Genomic DNA, 20,746 nt, shown 5'->3' on the forward strand with positions numbered 1-20,746 from the left:
CCGCGTTAGAAAGGTAGAGGAGCCATGCGATACCCAATTGTTGGTTAAGATCACAGATGAGAAGAGCAAGGAGGCGATCGTTGGAGCGATGGCCACATTGTATGCAGCCAACGGGGAGGAACTGGGCAGTGCCGTTTCCGATGCGCAGGGTATGGTAAGCTTCAGCATATTGTGCGAGACGGATACGGAACTTGGGGTGACCTCTGCGGACCACATCGGTAAGAGAGTGTCCATAGAAGGAAGCCTTGAGAAGGAAGTAAGGGAATCTGTTGAGCTGGCACCTATCGAGGAGCTGATCGTAGCGGACCAGGTAGTACTTAACCCGATCTACTTCGACTTCGACAAATCGAACATTACGGCACAGGCGGCCTTTGAGCTTGACAAGCTGGTACAGGTGATGACCAAGTACCCGGATATGGTAATCTTGGCCACTTCACATACGGACAGCCGCGGATCTGATGCCTACAACATGTCACTGTCTGACAGACGTGCGAAGTCTACTGCACAGTACGTGATCTCGAAGGGCATCGACAAGAGCCGCATCACCGGAGAGGGTAAGGGAGAGACCGAGCCTAAGGTTGATTGTGGCGCAAACTGCACCGAAGAGCAGCACCAGCTGAACCGTAGATCGGAGTTCATCATCGTGAGCGGTGGACCTAAAACAGCAAACTAACCTAACTGAATAACTAAGTGTTAATTGAGCCCCGTCAGAAATGATGGGGCTTTTTTTGTTAGTTTAAATTATCTGAATGTTATTTGAAAGTTAATAACTGATTTAAATTTTCCAATAATTTTCATATCGTTTAAGTTTCTTGATTAATTCATGTTAATTCTTTAAATGAAATTTATTAAGCTAGTCTTGTTGATTTATGTTTTGGGAACATTTTCCAGTTTTGCACAATTAGGTTTTTGTGCTGGTAGCTCTGGAGACCCTATTTTTGTTGAAGATTTTGGAACTGGAACAACGAATGGACCGCCTTTGTCGAGTTCAGTGACAACCTATAATTATATAAATGGAGCTCCTAATGGAGGAGCTTACACTATTTCCAATTCTACAGATTATCATGCTTGGCATGAAACTGGGGATCATACCCCAAATGATACCAATGGAAAATGCTTAATTGTTAATGGAGATTTTGTGCCAGGGATATTTTATAAAACCACTATTACGGGACTTTGTGAATTTACAACCTATGAATTTTCAGCATGGATATTAAATTTGGTAAACCCTTCTACAACGGTCTGTGCTAATGGGGGGATCCCAATTAATGTTACTTTTCAAATTTGGGACAGTACCAATACCAATATTTTGGCTACTGGAGATACGGGTGATATTAATTCCCAAACTGATATAGTTTGGGATCAATATGGGTTGGTTTTTCAAACTGAAGCAGGGCAAACCTCCGTAATATTAAAAATGATCAACAATGCACCCGGTGGCTGCGGAAATGATTTAGCCATCGACGATATTGTCTTTAAAGCGTGTGGAGATACGACAGTGGTGACCGATACTTTGGGCAATACTGAAGCGACCATTTGTAATAGCGCCATTCCGTATGATTTAGATCTAAATGCTACGCCAGATTACGCCGTATATACTACACACGCCTTTCAATGGCAAGAGAGTATTGATGGTGGAAATTGGACGGATATGCCGGGAGTTACAGGACAAAATGTTACAGTAGCGGTTGATGGTCCAAAATACTTTAGAACTAAAGTTGCAGAAGCATCGATTAACTTAGCTAATGATCAATGTATCACCTATTCCGAAGTATTTTATATTGATATCAATCCAGATCCCGAAGTGGCAATTAGTGAAGGGAATGTCGATTTTAATTGCAATACAGGGCAGGCTTTATTATCCGTTACAGCTGAAAACGGTCTTATTGTGAATTGGTATGATGCGGCTACAGATGGGAGTTTGTTGGAAGAAAACAGCCTTAGTTATAATGCTACAACGGCGGGCACTTTTTACGTGGAGACGGTAGATCCTGTAACAGGCTGTGTATCTTTTCCTAGAACAGAAGTGTCAGCGTTTGGTAGTATTCCTGATGGGCCTTTGAGTGATGGAGACATAACGTTTAATTGTTATGATGATTTGGCCTTACTTTCTGTTTCTGTACCAAATGGTGTTCAGGTAAATTGGTATGATTCTGAAACCGGAGGCACTTTGTTACTGGCCAATAGTCTGACCTATGAAGCAATACAAGAAGGCACCTATTACGCAGAAGCAGTATTTCCTGATACGGGGTGTACTTCAGATATGCGAACACCGGTTTCAACCTCAATGATTTATCCAGAATTGCCTTTGAGTGATGGTGATGTGTATGTATGCGAGGAAGCAACGGCGGAATTAAGTGTTACAGTACCAGTTGGAGTGACTGTTAATTGGTATGATTCCGAAACTGGAGGCACTTTGTTAATGGAAAATAGTACATCTTTGCAAGTTTCAGAATTGGGAACTTATTATGCTGTGGCTGTTTTTGAAGATACCGGCTGTCCTTCACAAGGAAGTGTTCCTGTAAGCCTGAATCTTTTCGAAACCCCAGATGTTTGGGATGAAACCTTATATTTTTGTGAGGGAGATTATATTATGCTTCATGCTGAAATAATGGATGTGAGTTATATGTGGAGTACCGGACAGACCACGGAGGCTATAAATGTTAATGAGGCAGGAATTTATACGGTGGAAGTTACCAGTCCGGAAGGGTGTAAAGCTACAAAGACCATTACTTTAATTGAAGTTGGGCCACCAGTGATCCAAAACGTGGTTTCAAATGGTGCTTCAATTATTGTTACCATGCAAAATGACGGGGACTATTTGTATTCTTTAGATGGGGAAGATTATCAATCCAGCAATGTGTTTACCAATGTGCCTGGAGGATATTATACCATCCATGTAAAAGAAATTAATGGTTGTGAAGAAGCGGTGAGGGAATATCTACATTTTATGATTCCAAAGTTGATGACACCTAATTTCGATGGACATAATGACCGTTTTGATTTGGTAGGAATTGAGTCCTTTTCATCTTCCGAAGTTTATGTGTTTGATCGTTTCGGGAAATTGTTGGTGAGTTCAAGGAATACCTCTTTTGCTTGGGATGGCACCTATAACGATGCCCTAATGCCTACAAGCGATTATTGGTATTTCATCAAGATTGAAGGCCAGGTTTTTCAAGGGCATTTTACCTTGAAGCGATAATCCAAATGCTTTAGAACTCGTATTCGCGCTCTACCTTACAGATTTTTACATTGTACCAGCTGTACCAATGGGTTCTTCCTTTGCGTTGAGCTGCCAAATGTTCACTGTGTTGTTTCCATTGTTGGATGCTTTCTAAACTTTCCCAATAGCTAACGGTGATGCCTATGTCATTTCGGGCACTATCTATTCCCAAAAAGCCTGGTTGTTTCTGGGCTAGATCTTCCATTTGTTGGGCCATTTCAGTGTAGCCTTCAAGTGTGTTGCTGTGTTTTGAGGTGAAAATAACCGCATAATAGGGTTGAAACTCTGTATTCATTGGTTGTGTGTTAAGAGTGGGCAATGGGCAATTTGCGTTTTCCCCAAGTCAAAACCTGAACGCCTTTGGAGTAGTGGCTTCGATTTGGAGGGGTATTTAAAAACATGTCGAATTTAGGATAATGGACCTCCAATTTTTTGATATTTAGAGTTTGGATAGGCCATTCCAAATGATGGACATCATAGGCAATTAGGTTGTCTCGATAATCCTGAAAAACAGCATAACGCTCCGTTAGCCATATATCCGTCTCGTCCTTATAATTCAAATAGTCGCCAAGCCTGTATTCCACATCAAGGCTATTATTTTGTTTGGTGTTTTGTGAATGATAGCTGTAATCGTTGCGCATGATATTGGCATGTTGATAAGGGAACTTCGAAATCATTTTCAAGATACTGCAAGAGGACCTTTTGCTGCCTTCCATACTCAAAAAATAAACGCTAGGTTTTCCATGTCTTTTGACATAAGTGCGAAGGTTGATTTCATGAAAATCAGAAATATGGGGTAATTTTGGAACACTCCTAACCCCTATATTGTTCATGTCGAACGCTACCAAGCTAAGCCATGCTTTCCCATTTATGGTATCTAATTCCAATCCTTTAGGGAGTAGTGGCTCCAATTCCTTAGGTTCGATTTCCCAATGAAAAAAAAGGGCCTTGTTCCATTCTTGATAGAATTTCCAAGGCCTTTTTGGTATGTTAAACGAGCGGTGTTTAGTGTGTTGTAATAGCTCTGTAGCTTTCATTTTAGTGTATTTTCAAGGAAGATCTATCGCAGTTGTCAACTTCCTTAAAATTACACATTTATTTTGTTTTCAGCTTTATCCTGGTTACGCAATCTCAAATAGATTTCAGCTCCGATTTATTTTACAACATCCACCCATTTTCCTTTGTTTCTCACTAAATAATCATTGTCATACATAGCTTCTACTTGAATTCCCGGAAGGTAATACGTGCCCAAATACGATGCATTCAACATGATGTTGAAAGTTTTGGTATCCTGTGGACCTTTCTTGCTCAAATCAAAATAGAAATTTACACGGTCGTCCCTAATATCGGTATAGCGTGCTTGACTAACTGTAGTATCACCAAAATCGGTAAAGCGTGTGTTGACAATTTCCCAGCCGGAAGGGAATATTTGGGTTAATGCGATATCATTGACGTTTTCTTCTTTTAGGTTGCTCACTTTAACTGTGGCTACAAAGTCCTGTCCTTGCTGAAGTTTGGTTATATCCACAGGATTGCCGCCTAAATCTTTGTAAACTACCGAAACACTTAATCCGCGTTGTTCGGTCAATTCTTCACCCAGCGGTAATTTTCCAGAATTCAAGATTCGTACATAAACCGTGTTGTTTATGTTATTGGTGAAGGTTATGGCATTAGTGCCTTCAGAAACCTTCAATTGACGTTGTGCAATGGCATTTTTGGTGTTTATGGTTTCTGTTGTTCCATTGAAAGTATAAGCCAGGTTTAAAGCTTTGCCGCCATTGGAGTTTACCATTTTTGCCATGGCCATCAAGCAATAGGCCGTAGTTTGGGTACTCATCCATTTGTTGCTAGATAGGCTGTTGGCAATATATTCGGCAGTTTCCCTCATCTGCGGATTTTTGGTCAAGACCATCGTCTCAAACGCCATGGCACGATTTCTTTCTACTGAACCATAGGTGTAATAGTTGTATTGGGAAGACGTGAAATGAATGTTCGCCGAATTGGAAATTTGCTCACTTGCTTCCTTTTGACCGGCCAACGCATAAGCAGCAGCCAAACGCCATTTGGCTTCATTGGACAGCTCAGTAAACTCACGTAGGCGGTTCATGGCTGCCAAATCTGGTGCTCCAGCCAAAGCCAAAGTATATAAGCGGTAAGCTTGAGCCAAATCGGAATTATGGGAGCGGTAACTTGGTCTCCAATCCCTAGCAGCTTGTCTTTGGTATTGCAGCCAATTGCTCTTAAAGGTCAAAGGCAGTACAAATCCTTTTTTCTCGGCTTCCAACATAAAATGTCCAGCATAAGAGGTTCCCCAATCATTGGCTGTTGCTTCACCCATCCAATAGCCCATACCACCATTTGCCGTTTGGAAATGTGATAAACGTTTGATGCCGTTTTCAATATTGCTCTGGATGGATTTCTTTTTGTCTCCAGTCAAATCGAATATGTCTCCCAAATACAATTGCGGGAACACGCTGGAAGTAGTTTGCTCTACACAGCCGTGAGGATATTGGATCAAGTATTGTAATCTACGTGTAAAATCCATTGGAGGGAGGGTTGAAAACTCTACGGTAGCACTGTTGCTACCGGGCACTCCAAATGTTGTAAAGTCAATTGTTTTATTGGTATTGCCTTCTAAAATAGAATCTATCGCCCTTGAACTGATTGGATTGGGATTGATAACGTCCATTTCAACCTTATAGGAAGACTGTTCTCCGTTTCCTTTGGCGATGACTTCTACCGTGCTGATGCCTTTGGCTTTACTCACATCCAATGAAAAGTAAGCCATTTGTTCGCCTGGTTTGCTAAACGAAAGGGTTTGGGAAGGGGCTCCTTCTATGGTAATGCCATTGCTTAATTTTAAGCTCAAGTTGACAGTTTTTACCTTGTCCTCCATGGCAAAAACGGTCACTGGAAGTGTCACTTTTTCGCCAGGACTTAATTTCCGCGGAAGCGATGCCAAAACCATTAAAGGTTTTTTAACCTGTACAGATTTGTCTGTGCTTCCATAGGCTTCAGTTTGGTTGTTTCCAGCAACCACCATGGTTCTCACGGCTCCTATGTAGTTTGGGAGTTTTAAGTTATGAGTGCGTGTTTCGCCAGCTTTTAAGGTAAATGGGCCTATATAACTTACTACAGGTTTAAAACGGTTGGCTTTTTTGTTTTTACCAGCTGTAGCATAGCCATCGCCACCCACAGCAAACACTTGGTCGATACTTCCTGAATACGCACCAATCACATCGTCGTAGATATCCCAGGTTTTTACGCCCAAGGCTTCACGGGCATAGAAGGTATCCCAAGCATTTGGTGTTTTGAAACGCGTAAGATCCAAAAGGCCTTCTTCTACCATCGCAATGGTATAGGTCATTGGCTTGTCCTGTTTTTCGGAAACATTGATTTCGAAGGTCTGTTCTGGACGTAACACATCGGGCATTTTTAGTTCGGGCTCCAAACGGGTATCTGGATCTTCCACCATAATTGGAATGACCCCGTAAAGCCTAATGGGGAGATCGTTGGCCGAAATAGCATGGGGCTGCAATAGTGAAATATTGATGAATACGTTTGGTGCCATTAATGACCTAATTGGCAATTCCACAGTGGTTTCACCGGGTTGGGTTTTTACCCAGTTGAAGTCGATAACCTCGGTGCCGTTTTCAATACTTAACAAAGCTCTTCCCTCAGATCCGGATTGGAAGGTGATTTTGGCTGTTTCGCCTACATTGTATTTCTCTTTATCGGCCGCAAACACCAACATTTTGGCGGCTTCTTTATCGGCTGATGGGGCTTTTTGCCACCAATTTTTGTAGAAATAAACGGTGAGCCCGGTAGCGTGCCCGCTTACTGGATCGATAACTCTAATCAAGTAACGGCCGCGTCTATAATCAGGGACATTTACTTTAAAAGTTCCTTTTCCTTTGGAATCTGTGTCTATTGTTGTATTGAAAAACGGTGTGTGGTATGAGCTGGAAGCATAGCTGGATAAGTTGTCGTAAGAGGAGTTCCACCACCAACGCCATTCAATTTTATATACTTTTACTTCCAAACCATCACGCTGTACAGGTTTTCCATCTTTATCCACAACAACAATGTCAACGGTTTGGTCTTCTTCCGTAGGTAAAGACCCGTAGGCATTGCCTTTTGGGGATTTTAAACCAACGAAAGTTTTGTATGGGGCATAAGATTTTGTGAAAGCGTTTAATGAGAAATCTCCTCCGTTTTCAAAGGCACGTACCAAAAATTGTGCGTTCAACATTCCTGGGGCATTTTTGCCAATCTCCAGTTTTGAATTGATTTGAGCTAGACCCTCGGCATCTACATTGCCTTCAAAAATGTTGAGCTCTTCGGTGTTGAATTCTCTTGAAGGATCTACAAAGGTATAGTCCTTATAGTTTTCAAAACCGCTATAGGAAGTACTGAATTTAGCTTTCACTTCGGCTTTTAGATTTTTTCCTGGGGCTCCATGTAACCATTTTACATCCAAAATTCCTTTGAGAGGTGCGTTGTAGCCTAATATCTCATTTTCAAAATCCAAATTTAGCTTTAACCTGTTGGGCTTTACCGTTTCTATTTTAAGGGATTTATGAAATACCGCTCCACCAACGGAAACTTTCGCGCCATAGTTCCCTGTTTTTCCTTCGGATAATGTTGGTACAGTAAATTTGTAAAACTGATCAACATTTTCGGTAGTGACATTTTTGTAAATGAGTTTGCCGCTAGGATCTGTAACTTCCATTTTTACGGGATGTCCTTTTGGAAGTTTGTTTTGGACATCATTTAAGATAAAGGTAAGGTGCAGTGAATCGCCTGGACGCCATACGCCGCGTTCGCCATAAATGTAACCTTTTAGGCCGCGTTGCAGTTTGTTTCCGGAGATGTCAAATTTGCTCAGCGATAATGAATTTCCATCGTGAAGTTTGACATAAGTGGTACTTTGTCCTTTAGTAACGATGGCAAACGCCGCATGTTTATCGGAGTCAATCAAAGTAAGACCTTCTTCGTCTGTGGAGGCTCTTGCGATTTCCTGTTGTTGGTAGTTGTAAATGGCTACCGTGGCGTTAGACTCTGGATTGGTAGTTAAAATGTTGGTTACGGCAAAATAGTAAGAGTTGTTGGCTCCTTGTTTTACAATGGCTCCTAAGTTAGATGCGATCAAGTTTTGCGTGATGATGCGGTCTTCGTTGTAATAGGCATCATGGCAAGGATTATTTTTCTCGTTCCAATTATAGGTATAGTGGCGGTAGCGGTAGGTGAGATTGTCCCAATATTCTTCTTCCTTTAAATCCTCGTCTTCGGTGTCGGTTTCAGTATAATCTTCGTCATAATAATACTCTTCATCATAATAGTATTCATCGTATTCCTCATCATCTTTGGAAGTGGAGGTCGCCGAATGTGCATCGCAATGGTACAGAGAATAACTTTTGTCGAAACTTAATTCTACACGGTAGATAGCGCCTGGTTCAGCTTGAAAGTATTTTGAAAGGTCGATACTGTAAGACTTCCATTTTCCTGTGTTTTCAGTTTCGTTTTGAATAAGTGGAATGGTATGTTTGGCAATTCTTCTCCCCACTTTTCTAATGTCTCGGGAACTGTTACTGTTTAGGTTATTGTCTTGTAAAAACTGAAGCACATTGTCTTCGAAAATCTTGATAATGCGTACATCAACCGCTTTTAAGTTAACAGCTTCAAAATTGAATTTCAGTTCTTTTGAATTTGGTAAAATCGAGCCGCTTCCAATCAATTTCACATTGGGTTTGAGCTCTTCAAAGGACAGGATTTCAGAATAAGGCGTTTTTAGTTTGAAACCGTCTTGGTTGGTGATGCCTTGAAAAACATCAATTTGGATATTACCCACCAATTTAGCATCTGGATAGACTTTTAACACATTGCCATCCACCACAAATTTTGGGGATTTCACATTTTGAATGCTTACCAAACCATCAAAATTCTGCTGTTGCTTTAAAGGATCGGAGAAGTTTAGGGATAAGCACTGCTCTGGCGACTGGATTACGGACACATCTACAATAGTGAAGTTATTGGTGCCGGGAATGGTGATTTCGCGTTCTCCTTCATTGGTGGCCTTTATGGTTTTTCCGTTCCAAGTCACCACAATTTTGGAGTCTTCCATCTTACGGTTGATACTATCGATTTTGAATTCGAAGACCTTAGCACTTGCACTGCTTTCATTGAAAACAATACTTAGAGGCTTATTGTTTTGGGAGGCTGTAAGCAGTTGTTTGGCGTTGTCAAGAGAGATTACATCAGCCGACTTAATCATACCTTCCAAATATTGCCAGTTCTTGCTGTACGACTGCAGGTTGTTAGTGGTAATGTTGAAATTTGGAGTGATGGTTTTAAATTGAAAGGTGTAATCCTTAAACTCATCAGGAATGTTTTGGTAGATGTCTTTCAATTTAACGGTTACCGTATACTCTGTTGAAGAATCAAATGGTTCATCCGGAGTAAATAATAAGGAATGGTTGTTGGCAACGGTCAAAGTTCCCTGAACATACGGTGATATACTAACTAATTTATCATTGATTTCCTGGCCCATTTCCCAGCCTTCCACATCTTTGGCCAAATTAATTTGAATGGGTTCGGCTACAGAGACCATCCCAGAGGTGGTGTAGCTAATGTATTCCCTGAACTTAAAAATATTGTCGGGTTCTTCTTTCTTTTTACAGGATACGGCAAGCGCCATCACAAGTGCGATAGCAAATAATTTTCTTAGAAGCATAGGTTGGTGGTGATAAAATGAATGAACTTAATTGTAAGAAATCGTGCGTGGTTTCTTGTTAAAATAATTACGTTCAATGGGTTAGGTTTAGATTCGGTTTGGTTGTTAAATTTGTCTTAAAATGACGGTGTAAAGGGCTAAAGTTAACACTTATAAAGCAATGTGGACTTTATAAAAGCGACTTATTATTAGTATATTCGCAAAAAAGCAAACAAATAATTCAAAAATTTTAAATTATGCAGGCAGTTGCAATAGATTTCGGGATAGAAAAAGCCCTAGAGGAATTAGGGATAAAAGATATAAATGAAGGGACTTCCACAGGATCTCAAAGTTTTTCAAATGGTGATATTATTGAAAGTTTTTCTCCAGTAGATGGACAACTTATTGCCAAGGTAAAATCTACTACAAAGGAAGATTATGAAAGGGTTATGGAGTCGGCAACTTCTGCCTTCAAAATTTGGCGCAGTACTCCTGCTCCTCAAAGAGGGGAGATAGTAAGGCAGTTTGGGGAAAAATTGAGAGAGAAAAAGGAAGCGCTAGGAAAATTGGTGTCTTACGAGATGGGGAAATCGTATCAAGAAGGTTTGGGTGAAGTTCAGGAAATGATAGACATCTGTGATTTTGCTGTTGGTTTGTCGCGTCAATTGCATGGTTTGACTATGCATTCGGAACGTCCAGGACACAGAATGTACGAACAGTACCATCCTTTGGGAGTTGTTGGTATTATTTCGGCCTTTAATTTTCCGGTAGCAGTTTGGTCTTGGAACACGGCATTGGCTTGGGTTTGTGGTGATGTGTGTTTGTGGAAACCAAGCGAAAAGGCACCGCTTTGTGGGGTGGCTTGCCAAAATTTGGCAGCAGAAGTTTTTGCCGCCAACAATTTGCCAGAAGGAATTTCCTGCTTGATCAATGGCGATTATCGTGTAGGAGAGTTTATGACTAAGGATACTCGAGTGCCTTTAATATCGGCAACAGGCTCCACCCGAATGGGAAAAATTGTAGCACGGGAAGTGGCCGCTCGTTTAGGAAAATCTTTATTGGAACTGGGAGGAAACAATGCGATTATTGTGACTCCAGATGCTGATATTAAAATGACGGTGATTGGCGCTGTGTTTGGGGCTGTGGGAACCTGTGGACAACGCTGCACCTCTACACGCCGACTGATCATTCACGATAGTATTTATGATAAAGTGAAGCAGGCCATAGTGGATGCTTACAAGCAATTGCGCATAGGAAACCCTTTAGATCAGCACAATCATGTTGGGCCTTTAATTGATAAGGATGCTGTGGCCATGTACGAAGCGGCTTTGGACAAAGTGGTTGCCGAAGGTGGTAAAATTTTGGTTGAAGGCGGAGTTCTTTCTGGTGAGGGTTATGAAAGTGGATGCTATGTAAAACCTGCCATTGCCGAAGCACAGCCAGAATTTGAAATTGTGCAGCACGAGACTTTTGCACCAGTACTGTACTTGCTGAAATATTCTGGAGATGTTGAAAATGCCATTGAGATTCAAAATGGTGTTGCCCAAGGTTTGAGTTCGGCAATTATGACCAATAATTTGCGTGAAGCAGAACGCTTTTTGTCGGTTGCAGGGTCTGATTGTGGGATTGCCAATGTAAATATTGGAACTTCAGGAGCTGAAATTGGAGGTGCTTTTGGAGGTGAAAAGGAAACCGGTGGCGGACGAGAATCTGGAAGTGATGCTTGGAAAGTGTATATGCGTAGACAAACGAATACGATTAACTACACTACTGAGCTGCCATTGGCACAAGGAATTAAATTCGACTTGTAGAAGACGAATTATAGTTAGAAAATCTCCATTGAAAAATGGGGCTTTTTTTGTTTAAAGCGTATTAAATTGACTTGTAAATAATTTCATCTGTTACCTTATTTTAAGTCAGAAAAATTTTCCTTGTTCATTTATGTTAAAAGTTGCTCAAAATTTAGTAATTTCAAGGTTAATTAATTAATCCTTAGCTAGATGAGTAAATTAACGTACCAACTCGGTATTCTGATTACAATCCTTCTTGGCGCATTTTTAAACTATTATTACTGCTGTGATAAGGTGGAGGAAATTGTGGTGGAAGAGATTGTTTCAGAACCAGTAATTGAACCAACCAAAAATCCATTTTTGGTTCAAGATGCCAATGGCAATTTGGATGTCAAGGTTAATGACAATTTTAACTTTAAGACATCGGAAATGACCATTTTAGAGCCACTTTCCGGAAAAGTTACAGACGGGGTAATGCAATTGTCGGCCTATTTGGCTGAAAACCCAGACAAGTCTGTTAGTATTACAGGGTATTACAAAAGTGATGAGGTCAACCACACGGCTTACCCCAATTTAGGATTGGCCAGGGCTGGAGCGGTCAAGAACTATTTTGTATCCAAAGGAATTTCTTCTCGAGTTATTGATACTCATGGCAAGCTTTATGATGCCATGGTTCCTGATGCAGACAACATTTATTACGGTCCTGTGGAGTTTGCTGTGGCAACTACTGGGGATCATGGTGATTTGGATGCTTTGGCAGACGAGATCAACAGTAACCCTTTGGTGCTGAACTTTGGAATTGATGAGTTCGTCATTAAGCTAACCGAGGAACAGCGTGAAAAGTTTGCTAAAATCTCAAGATATCTTGACAAGGTGGATGGTGCCACTTGTACCATTGTTGGGCATACCGATACCACAGGTCCAGAAGATCACAACATGGTATTGGGTAAAGAACGTGCCGATTTTGCCAAAACCTATTTGGTAACACATCACATTCCAGAGGCTAAAGTCATGACTGAATCCAAGGGGTCTTCTGAACCTATTGCAGACAATAGCACTACCGAAGGGCGTGCTGCTAACCGAAGAACCATTGTAACTGTTAACAAACCATAAACCAAAAAGATAAATTATGAATATGTGTAGTTTAATTCCAATCATAGTTGGGGCCATTTGTGCCCTCTTAGGGTATCTGTTAGGCAAAATGCTAGGAAAAGGACCTGACAATACCGCAGAAATTCAAGCGTTGAAAAACAAGATTGCCGATTTAGAGGGCAACCTGAAATCCTGTAAAGATAAACTTGGAGCCATCCAAATGCAGGATAGTCGTATGGCGGCTGCCATGGCGCATGCTGCTATGCCTTTTAATGCTGCGGAAGCCAAGGCGATCTTTGGCAAAGTTGTCAAAGAAAATGACTTGACTATTGTAGAAGGTATTGGTCCTAAAATTCAAGAGTTGTTTCATAAACATGGCGTGCATACTTGGAAAGCACTATCGGAATGTAGTGTACCGAAATGTCAAGAAGTATTGGATGATGGTGGTGAAGCCTATAAAATCCATAATCCAAAAACTTGGCCAAAACAGGCTTTATTGGCCTATGAAGGCAAATGGAAGGAACTTTTTGATTGGCAACAAGAACTTGATGGAGGCCTTTAAATAAATTAGAGTGGTGGGGCTGTATGATAAAAGCCGTTTCGATTTTTGAAGCGGCTTTTTTATTTTAAGAAAGTATTGGTTTAAAAAACAAAACCCTATTTCAATGCCGAACTTTTATCGGGAGAAATAGGGTATGTATTTAATTGATTAATAGCTAGGCTAAATTCGTGAAAAAGAAGTTTCTGAAAAGATGGAATTCTATAGTTGGTACCAAAAAATGTATAATCGGTAAAGGTCGAAAAGACCATTTAACTGTACTTCACTTTTCTTAAAATCCGCATGGCATCTTTGTAGGAATCATAGATGCTTTCGCTGTATTGTCTTAGGTAAGGTTTGGCCTCGTTAAGTTTGTCAATGGCATTGTGAAACAAGTTGAGATAGCAAATTAAATAGGTTTCAGGAAGGTTTCTTAGGTCGGCAAGTTCATTGGGTGTTAAGGTGAGTCCTTTTTTTAGTTTTGTCAATAGGGTATTGTTGGTGTTGTAAATGTGATGCAATACCTTTTTATCGAATTGAGGTGGCTGAAACAATAATTTGGCGTCGATATTGTAATTGGCGTTATCCTCAAAACTGATAAGCGTTTCTTCCAAAGGGTAGTATCTGTAGGAGTTTTGAAGCCCTAATCTAACGTATTCAATGATTTTGAAACTGCTATCGTCATAACTAATGGAAACCTCGTCTAGATTGGAAAAGAAAATTCGAACTTGTTCATTTACCAATTCAATATCTACTCTAGAAAAGAATATTTCCTCCTTAACTGTCTTTTTCTTTCCAGACCAACATAACACGAAGTATTCCTTAAAAACTTTGTACTGCGGGTTGTAATCCTTGCGCTTGTTCATGAAGTCGAACACCCCATCCAAAGTGTATTCAATATTGTTTTGGGAATGGTGCTCGATGGCCTCCACAATTTTAGAGTTGACATCTTTGATCTCAACATCGAAAACTTTGGGCATGCTCATGCTGCCTTCCCTAAAAAACACAGAACCTCCGTAGTATTTCCAAATGTTTTTCCGTAGGGAAGTAATTTTTCCAATGGGCCTGATGGTTACCAAACCCACCACCTTGTTATCTGGCAAATGCGGAAAGGGAATATTCTCATATTGCACAATGGGTGGGTTGGTTAAATAGGCGTTGATCAGGTTTTGAATCTTACTGTCATCAAAGAAATCCACTCCCCAAATTTTATTGTCTTCATCATCAACACCAATAACGATATACGAGTTGTTTTTGGGGTTGCTATTGGAAAGCGCGCAGATGTGCTTTAAAAATTTGGCCTTTCCTTCCTTTTGGCTAATATCGATTTTACGCTTTTTATCATAAAAACTGTTCTCGTCGTTATGTGCGAGTAGGTTTTTAATGAGTAGGCGTTTATTGATCATATAGCTGTTTCTTAAAGGTTATAGCTCTTTTTTAACGATGGTTGAGGAAGCCTGTGCAGTTGGAAATACCAATAAGTCTGCAACATTGACGTGTGCCGGGCGTGATACAACAAAATAAATAATCTCGGCAATGTCTTCTGCTTGAAGGGCCTCAAATCCTTTGTAAACGGTATCCGCTACAGGATCTCCCTTAAAACGCACTTGAGAGAACTCGGTTTCTACCATCCCTGGATTCACGGCACTTACCTTAATGCCAAATTGGTTGAGGTCAATGCGCATTCCTTCCGTTATAGCCAATACGGCATGTTTGCTTCCGCAGTAAACATTTCCTTTGGGGTATACTTCTTTTCCCGCAGAAGAACCAATGTTGATAATATGACCAGATTTGCGTTCTGTCATTCCTGGAATTACAGCTTTGCTCACATACAACAGTCCTTTTACATTAATGTCCATCATAGCATCCCAATCGTCTAAAGATCCATTTTGTATAGGGTCCAATCCATGGGCGTTACCTGCATTATTGATTAAAATATCGATATTTTTGAAATCTTCGGGCAAGGAAGCAATGGCATTTAAAGTGGCTTCTTTATCTCTCACGTCGAAGTTTAAAGTAATCACGTTGGTCTCTTTCTTAAGGGCTTCTTCAATAGTGTCCAAACGTTCTTGTCGTCTGCCGCATAATACCAATTGAATGCCGTTTTTGGCAAAAATATGGGCGGTGGCGCGTCCAATTCCGCTGGTTGCTCCGGTGATTAAAGCAGTTTTTTTCATTGATTTTATATTAACTAGGTAATTTTAGCGTTTATGATTTTAGATTATTGCAAAAATGCCTTTCCTAAATTGAGAAATGGCATAAATTTGCAAACTTTTTTGGCGGTACAGGTCTTTAAAAACAAACTAAAGTTACAGAAATGTAAAGGAATAAAGTAAGCTGAAGAAAGCTTATTTGTGAAGTTTTGACTGTTTATGTTAAAATATTTTTGTAATCGATTGTTTTTTAGAAATGTATGGTCGGATTTTTGAGTTGAATAATCTAAATGAAGGATATGCTGCGTATATATAGACAAAACCCCAAATTATTTATGAAGATTTTAAAAACATCCTTTTTATTATTTAGCGCTGTCATATTTTTTACCCTTTCAAATTGTAGTAGCGATTCCTCTACTGGAAATGGCGTGGAAGGCACCTCTTTTATTTCTGTTAGATTATCCGATGAACCTGGCGATTTTGATAACGTCTTTATAGATGTTCAAGATGTTATGGTGAAGGTGAATGATAACAGCGACGGCGAAAGTGGTTGGCAGAGTTTAGGACCTATCAATGCTGGTGTTTACGACCTTTTGGAACTTACCGGAGGTATCAGTGTATTGTTGGTAGACAATTTTGAAGTGCCTTCTGGCATGTTGAATCAAATTAGGTTGGTGTTGGGCGACGATAACACTGTGGTTATTGACGGAGTGACACATGACTTACAAACCCCAAGTGCACAACAATCTGGTTTGAAGATTAAAGTAAATGAAACCTTGGATCCTGGATTTACCTACGAATTCTTATTGGACTTCACTGTTGATGAGTCTATTGTAATTGCTGGCGATTCTGGAAATATCAATTTAAAGCCAGTTATCTATGCCAGTGCAGAATATGCTTCTGGTATTATCGAAGGGATGGTTTCTCCATCCAATATTCAAGCGGTTGCTTCTGTTGAAGTAGATGGTAATATTATTTCGGCTTATACAGATGAAGAAGGCGTTTTCAATTTAAATGGCGTGCCTCAAGGAACTTATGACGTTACCATTACCCCAGCCGAAGGTTCTGGATATACGTATACAGTGGTGCAAGGTGTTGAAGTTATCAATGGCCAATATACAGATGTAGGTGTTATCAATTTGCCGTTAATGCCTGGAAGTATCGCGGGAACGGTTCTTAACGAAGGACTTTCCGCTACTGCCTCAGTAATGGTGGAAGGTGAAATGGTTTCTGCTTCAACTGATGAACTTGGAACCTTTTTGTTGGAAGGGATTCCAGCTGGAATATATAATGTTTATGTGGCGCCAGAAGAAGGTTCTGGTTTGGAAACTTCAGAATTTATTGAGGTAGAAGTAATTTCAGGTGAAACAACTAACTTAGGGGACATTATGTTATAAAATGTTAGGAGCCTAATAAAAAATTGTTAAAGAGCAGCACAATACGTGCTGCTCTTTGTTTTTTAACCTACAATTAACAGTTTGGCAGGAAAAAATTCAACAATTTGCAAGCCTCAATTAAGGATACTATATTCGAGTTTAAAAATAAATAGAATGGAACAAACAGGTACAATTGATATCGCGACCATCAATGAGAAAATTGAAAAAGAGAGTGCTTTTGTTGATTTGCTTACCCTAGAAATGAATAAAGTAATTGTGGGCCAGAAACATATGGTGGAACGATTACTTATTGGTTTATTGGGGCAGGGACACATTTTATTGGAAGGGGTGCCTGGATTGGCAAAAACGCTTGCCATTAATACGCTGTCGAAAGCTGTTCACGGTAGCTTTAGCAGAATTCAGTTTACTCCAGACCTGTTGCCTGCCGATGTGGTGGGAACCCTTATTTATAACATCAAGGAGAATGATTTCTCCATCAAAAAAGGACCAATTTTTGCCAATTTCGTGTTGGCGGATGAGATCAACAGGGCGCCTGCTAAGGTGCAGTCGGCATTATTAGAAGCCATGCAAGAAAAGCAGGTGACCATTGGTGATGAGACCTTTGTGTTGGACAAACCGTTCTTGGTAATGGCCACTCAAAACCCTGTAGAGCAGGAAGGGACCTATCCGTTACCGGAAGCGCAGGTAGACCGTTTCATGTTGAAAACCGTAATTGATTATCCTAAGTTGGAGGAAGAGCAATTAATTGTTCGTGCCAACCTAAAAGGTGCTTTTGAAAAAGTGAACCCTGTGGTGTCCATCGAGCAGATCTTGAGTGCCCAAAAGGCGGTTCGTGAGGTGTATATGGATGAGAAGATTGAGAAATACATCCTCGACATCATTTTTGCGACCCGTTATCCAGAGAAATATAGATTGGCCGATTTGAAACCGTTGATTTCCTTTGGAGCTTCTCCTCGTGGAAGTATCAACCTTGCCACTGCCGCCAAATGTTATGCATTTATCAAACGTCGAGGGTATGTAATTCCTGAAGATGTGCGTGCGGTGGTTTATGATGTATTGCGCCACAGAATTGGAATTACTTACGAAGCCGAAGCAGAAAATATTACTTCCGTAGATATCATCAATAAAATTGTAAACGAAATTGAAGTGCCTTAGTCGGTGCCTTTACGAGATAGATTTTGTTTCGCAGCAAGGCCTTAGCCAAACTGTGACCAATACTTTATTTGCTGATTGCTAAATACTGTAGGCTAATATGGATACTAAAGAGTTATTAAAGAAAGTTCGAAAAATAGAGATTAAGACAAGACGTTTGTCCGATCATATTTTTGGGGGTGAATACCATTCTACCTTCAAGGGACGTGGTATGACTTTTAGTGAAGTACGGCAGTACCAATTTGGTGATGATGTAAGGAATATTGATTGGAATGTAACTGCACGTTACAACGAACCTTATATAAAGGTTTTTGAGGAAGAACGCGAACTTACTATGATGTTGATGGTAGATGTGTCGGGTTCTGAATTGTTTGGTACGGAACAGCAGTTCAAAAACGAAGTGGTTACCGAAATTGCCGCGACTTTAGCCTTTTCGGCCACACAGAACAATGACAAGATTGGCTTGATTTTGTTCTCAGATGAAATAGAGCTTTTCATTCCGCCTAAAAAGGGAAGATCGCATGTACTGCGTATCATTCGTGAGCTTATCGAATTTCAACCTAAAAGTAGACAAACCAATGTGGTGGAAGCCTTAAAGTTCTTGACCAATGTCATGAAGAAAAAGGCCATTGTATTCATGCTTTCCGATTTTATTGCAGACGATTATAAACAGACCCTAAAAATAGTATGTGGTAAGCACGATGTTACTGGAATTAGGGTGTATGATCAACGCGAAGAGGAAATCCCAAATATTGGTATGGTGCAAATGCAGGATGAGGAAACGGGCGAACTTATGTTGGTCAACACACAATCCAAAACCGTACGCCGCAACTACACTAAATTCTATCTTGACAAGGTAGATTATTTTAGGGACAGCTTTACAAAATCTGGAGCAGGAACTATTGACTGCCGCGTAGATGAAAGCTATGTGAAAAAATTGTTGGGATATTTTAAAAGACGCGCTTAAAAAAGACAATAACCTATGAAAAACAGCCTCGGAATTATAAAATTGAACCTCAATAGACAACTGCAAGTTTTGGGTGTTTTGTTTTTGGTATTCGGTTTTACAAAGGTTTCATATGGTCAAGTAACTTCAACCGTAGATTCTACCAAAATTAAAATTGGAGAACAGATTACCTACAAAATTGCCGTGGAAGCGGATTCAACAGATTTGGTTGTCTTCCCCGAAGGGCAAACCTTTTCGCCTTTGGAAGTCATTCAATCTTATGAAATAGACACGACAAAGCGCGATGCCAAATTCAACCTAATCAAGAAATATGGTTTGACCCAGTTTGATTCTGGGAGTTATATCATTCCAAAACAAAAAATTCTTATTGGCGACAAAACCTTTTTCACAGATTCTTTAAGAGTTGAGGTGAATACAGTCGTAGTGGATACCACCAAACAAGGCTTGTACGATATCAAACCCTTTATGGAAGTCAAGGAACCATCTAGCAATTGGTGGAAAATCCTCTTGGCTGTTTTGGGCATATTTGCTTTGGTAGGCGGTTTGCTATATTGGTTCTTATGGCGAAAAAAGCCATTGACCGAAGAAGAAAAAATAGCGTTGTTGCCGCCTTACGATCGCGCAAAAATGGCATTGAAAAGCTTGGATGAAAGCGATTATCTGCAAAAGTCAGAATTGAAAGAATACTATTCTGAATTGACTTTCATCATTAGAAGGTATCTGGATGAAAAGGTCTATGACCGCGCTTTGGAAAGTACTACGGACGAGCTTATCGAACGCTTGTATTTGCTTAGGGAAGGCAACCAAATTTCCATAAGCAAAGAAGACATCCAAAATTTGGAAAGCATCTTGAAGCGTGCCGATTTGGTGAAATTTGCTAAATCTGCTCCAGATGTGGCTTTGGCCGAAATGGATAGAAATACGATTGATTTGGAGATCGATCATGTAAAGGAATCTCTTCCAGAGCCAACCGAAGAAGAGAAATTACTGGACCAGCAATACAAGGAAGAGCAGGAACGTAAAAAGAAACGCAAAAAGGTCATCATTACGGTTGTTATTGCCTTCTTCTTGATGATGGCTACTGTTGTAGGTCTTGGTATTAAATACGGGTTTGCCTATGTAAAGGATACGGTTATTGGTCATGAAAGTAAAGAACTTTTAGAAGGTGAATGGGTGAGTAGCGATTATGGGGTGCCGCCAATAAGCATTTCAACTCCTAGAGTATTAAAGCGTGTAGAGCTGCCGCTTCCAAAGGAAGCTCAAGGCTCGGTAAAAGTGACGGCATTCAGTTATGGAACCCTTTTGGATATGTTCAGCGTAATGGTAAGTACCACCGTCCTACAGCAACCACCACAAGGGCAACAAGCTCAGGGAGCCGATCAAAGTGCTCCAAAGATTGACTTGGCCCAAGCCTCAGAAATGGCTATTGCAGGTATGGAACAAAAAGGTGCTAAGGATATTCTGGTGAAAAGAGAACAGTTTATTACGCCTAATGCGGCCGAAGGTTTAAAAACGTACGGAAGTTTGAGCATTCCATTGTTGAATACAGAAACTTTGGTGCCTGCAAAATATACCATATTGCAATTTACATCAGAAAATGTGTTACAGCAGGTGATGGTTACCTGGCCAGATAATGACGTGTATGCTGATGAAATGATAGATCGCATTATCAATTCTGTGGAATTGGTTAAAAAAGAACAAGAAGCCGAACAAGAGAAATAA

The 20,746-nt window shown here is 40.3% G+C and carries 14 protein-coding genes; 9 read left to right on the plus strand and 5 right to left on the minus strand.

The annotated features are described in order from the left end of the window. Together AC6I5C_RS03450 and AC6I5C_RS03455 are read left to right on the plus strand one after the other, a co-directional pair. Positions 1-673: OmpA family protein (locus AC6I5C_RS03450; RefSeq protein ID WP_497903960.1), on the plus strand; the 673-nt coding region annotated here is incomplete at its 5' end. 165 nt (positions 674-838) lie between these two features. Further along, the gene (locus tag AC6I5C_RS03455) at positions 839-3,202 is read left to right on the plus strand and encodes a T9SS type B sorting domain-containing protein (protein WP_497903961.1); all 2,364 of its coding nucleotides are present in this window, start codon (positions 839-841) and stop codon (positions 3,200-3,202) included. Positions 3,203-3,212: 10 nt separating this feature from the next. On the opposite strand, the gene AC6I5C_RS03460 is transcribed toward AC6I5C_RS03455, so the two are convergent. The 3 genes from AC6I5C_RS03460 to AC6I5C_RS03470 all read right to left on the minus strand — a co-directional run bounded on the left by AC6I5C_RS03460 (position 3,213) and on the right by AC6I5C_RS03470 (position 9,956). Further along, positions 3,213-3,518 (minus strand): antibiotic biosynthesis monooxygenase family protein, encoded by a 306-nt coding sequence (locus tag AC6I5C_RS03460; RefSeq protein ID WP_497903962.1) that lies wholly within the window; start codon positions 3,516-3,518, stop codon positions 3,213-3,215. A gap of 10 nt (positions 3,519-3,528) precedes the next feature. Then, entirely contained in the window at positions 3,529-4,260 is a 732-nt protein-coding gene (locus tag AC6I5C_RS03465; protein WP_497903963.1) for a YqjF family protein, read from the minus strand. 116 nt (positions 4,261-4,376) lie between these two features. Beyond that, positions 4,377-9,956: an alpha-2-macroglobulin family protein gene (locus tag AC6I5C_RS03470; RefSeq protein WP_497903964.1), complete on the minus strand. Its 5,580-nt coding sequence runs from the start codon at positions 9,954-9,956 to the stop codon at positions 4,377-4,379. A 236-nt stretch (positions 9,957-10,192) separates the two neighbouring features. Between AC6I5C_RS03470 and amaB the strand changes: the two genes are divergently transcribed. The 3 genes from amaB to AC6I5C_RS03485 all read left to right on the plus strand — a co-directional run bounded on the left by amaB (position 10,193) and on the right by AC6I5C_RS03485 (position 13,379). Beyond that, on the plus strand, positions 10,193-11,746 hold the full coding sequence (gene amaB, locus AC6I5C_RS03475) for an L-piperidine-6-carboxylate dehydrogenase (protein WP_497903965.1): 1,554 nt from the start codon (positions 10,193-10,195) through the stop codon (positions 11,744-11,746). A gap of 189 nt (positions 11,747-11,935) precedes the next feature. After that, positions 11,936-12,838: an OmpA family protein gene (locus AC6I5C_RS03480; protein WP_497903966.1), complete on the plus strand. Its 903-nt coding sequence runs from the start codon at positions 11,936-11,938 to the stop codon at positions 12,836-12,838. A 16-nt stretch (positions 12,839-12,854) separates the two neighbouring features. After that, entirely contained in the window at positions 12,855-13,379 is a 525-nt protein-coding gene (locus tag AC6I5C_RS03485; protein WP_497903967.1) for a hypothetical protein, read from the plus strand. Between the two features lie 248 nt (positions 13,380-13,627). Here AC6I5C_RS03485 and AC6I5C_RS03490 read toward each other — a convergent pair whose 3' ends face one another. Together AC6I5C_RS03490 and AC6I5C_RS03495 are read right to left on the minus strand one after the other, a co-directional pair. After that, complete coding sequence (locus AC6I5C_RS03490; protein ID WP_497903968.1) at positions 13,628-14,761, minus strand: ATP-binding protein; 1,134 nt, start codon at positions 14,759-14,761, stop codon at positions 13,628-13,630. Positions 14,762-14,779: 18 nt separating this feature from the next. Continuing rightward, positions 14,780-15,532 carry an SDR family NAD(P)-dependent oxidoreductase gene (locus AC6I5C_RS03495; RefSeq protein ID WP_497903969.1) on the minus strand — a complete coding sequence of 251 codons (753 nt, stop codon included), beginning with the start codon at positions 15,530-15,532 and terminating at the stop codon, positions 14,780-14,782. 311 nt (positions 15,533-15,843) lie between these two features. Here AC6I5C_RS03495 and AC6I5C_RS03500 point away from each other — a divergent pair, with 311 nt between their 5' ends. The 4 genes from AC6I5C_RS03500 to AC6I5C_RS03515 all read left to right on the plus strand — a co-directional run bounded on the left by AC6I5C_RS03500 (position 15,844) and on the right by AC6I5C_RS03515 (position 20,746). Then, complete coding sequence (locus AC6I5C_RS03500) at positions 15,844-16,905, plus strand: DUF4382 domain-containing protein (RefSeq protein ID WP_497903970.1); 1,062 nt, start codon at positions 15,844-15,846, stop codon at positions 16,903-16,905. Between the two features lie 153 nt (positions 16,906-17,058). Beyond that, entirely contained in the window at positions 17,059-18,060 is a 1,002-nt protein-coding gene (locus AC6I5C_RS03505) for an AAA family ATPase (protein ID WP_076662510.1), read from the plus strand. 97 nt (positions 18,061-18,157) lie between these two features. Next, entirely contained in the window at positions 18,158-19,024 is an 867-nt protein-coding gene (locus AC6I5C_RS03510) for a DUF58 domain-containing protein (protein ID WP_497903971.1), read from the plus strand. A 15-nt stretch (positions 19,025-19,039) separates the two neighbouring features. Then, positions 19,040-20,746 carry a hypothetical protein gene (locus AC6I5C_RS03515; RefSeq protein WP_497903972.1) on the plus strand — a complete coding sequence of 569 codons (1,707 nt, stop codon included), beginning with the start codon at positions 19,040-19,042 and terminating at the stop codon, positions 20,744-20,746.

The sequence above is a fragment of the Mangrovimonas sp. sgz306409 genome (assembly GCF_059735265.1).

Coding starts and splice junctions, on each gene's coding strand:
- AC6I5C_RS03500 (WP_497903970.1), top strand. CDS start 15,844: ATGAAGATTTTAAAAACATCCTTTTTATTATTTAGCGCTGTCATATTT.
- AC6I5C_RS03495 (WP_497903969.1), bottom strand. CDS start 15,532: ATGAAAAAAACTGCTTTAATCACCGGAGCAACCAGCGGAATTGGACGC.
- AC6I5C_RS03515 (WP_497903972.1), top strand. CDS start 19,040: ATGAAAAACAGCCTCGGAATTATAAAATTGAACCTCAATAGACAACTG.
- AC6I5C_RS03470 (WP_497903964.1), bottom strand. CDS start 9,956: ATGCTTCTAAGAAAATTATTTGCTATCGCACTTGTGATGGCGCTTGCC.
- AC6I5C_RS03510 (WP_497903971.1), top strand. CDS start 18,158: ATGGATACTAAAGAGTTATTAAAGAAAGTTCGAAAAATAGAGATTAAG.
- AC6I5C_RS03485 (WP_497903967.1), top strand. CDS start 12,855: ATGAATATGTGTAGTTTAATTCCAATCATAGTTGGGGCCATTTGTGCC.
- AC6I5C_RS03455 (WP_497903961.1), top strand. CDS start 839: ATGAAATTTATTAAGCTAGTCTTGTTGATTTATGTTTTGGGAACATTT.
- AC6I5C_RS03465 (WP_497903963.1), bottom strand. CDS start 4,260: ATGAAAGCTACAGAGCTATTACAACACACTAAACACCGCTCGTTTAAC.
- AC6I5C_RS03490 (WP_497903968.1), bottom strand. CDS start 14,761: ATGATCAATAAACGCCTACTCATTAAAAACCTACTCGCACATAACGAC.
- AC6I5C_RS03505 (WP_076662510.1), top strand. CDS start 17,059: ATGGAACAAACAGGTACAATTGATATCGCGACCATCAATGAGAAAATT.
- amaB (WP_497903965.1), top strand. CDS start 10,193: ATGCAGGCAGTTGCAATAGATTTCGGGATAGAAAAAGCCCTAGAGGAA.
- AC6I5C_RS03460 (WP_497903962.1), bottom strand. CDS start 3,518: ATGAATACAGAGTTTCAACCCTATTATGCGGTTATTTTCACCTCAAAA.
- AC6I5C_RS03480 (WP_497903966.1), top strand. CDS start 11,936: ATGAGTAAATTAACGTACCAACTCGGTATTCTGATTACAATCCTTCTT.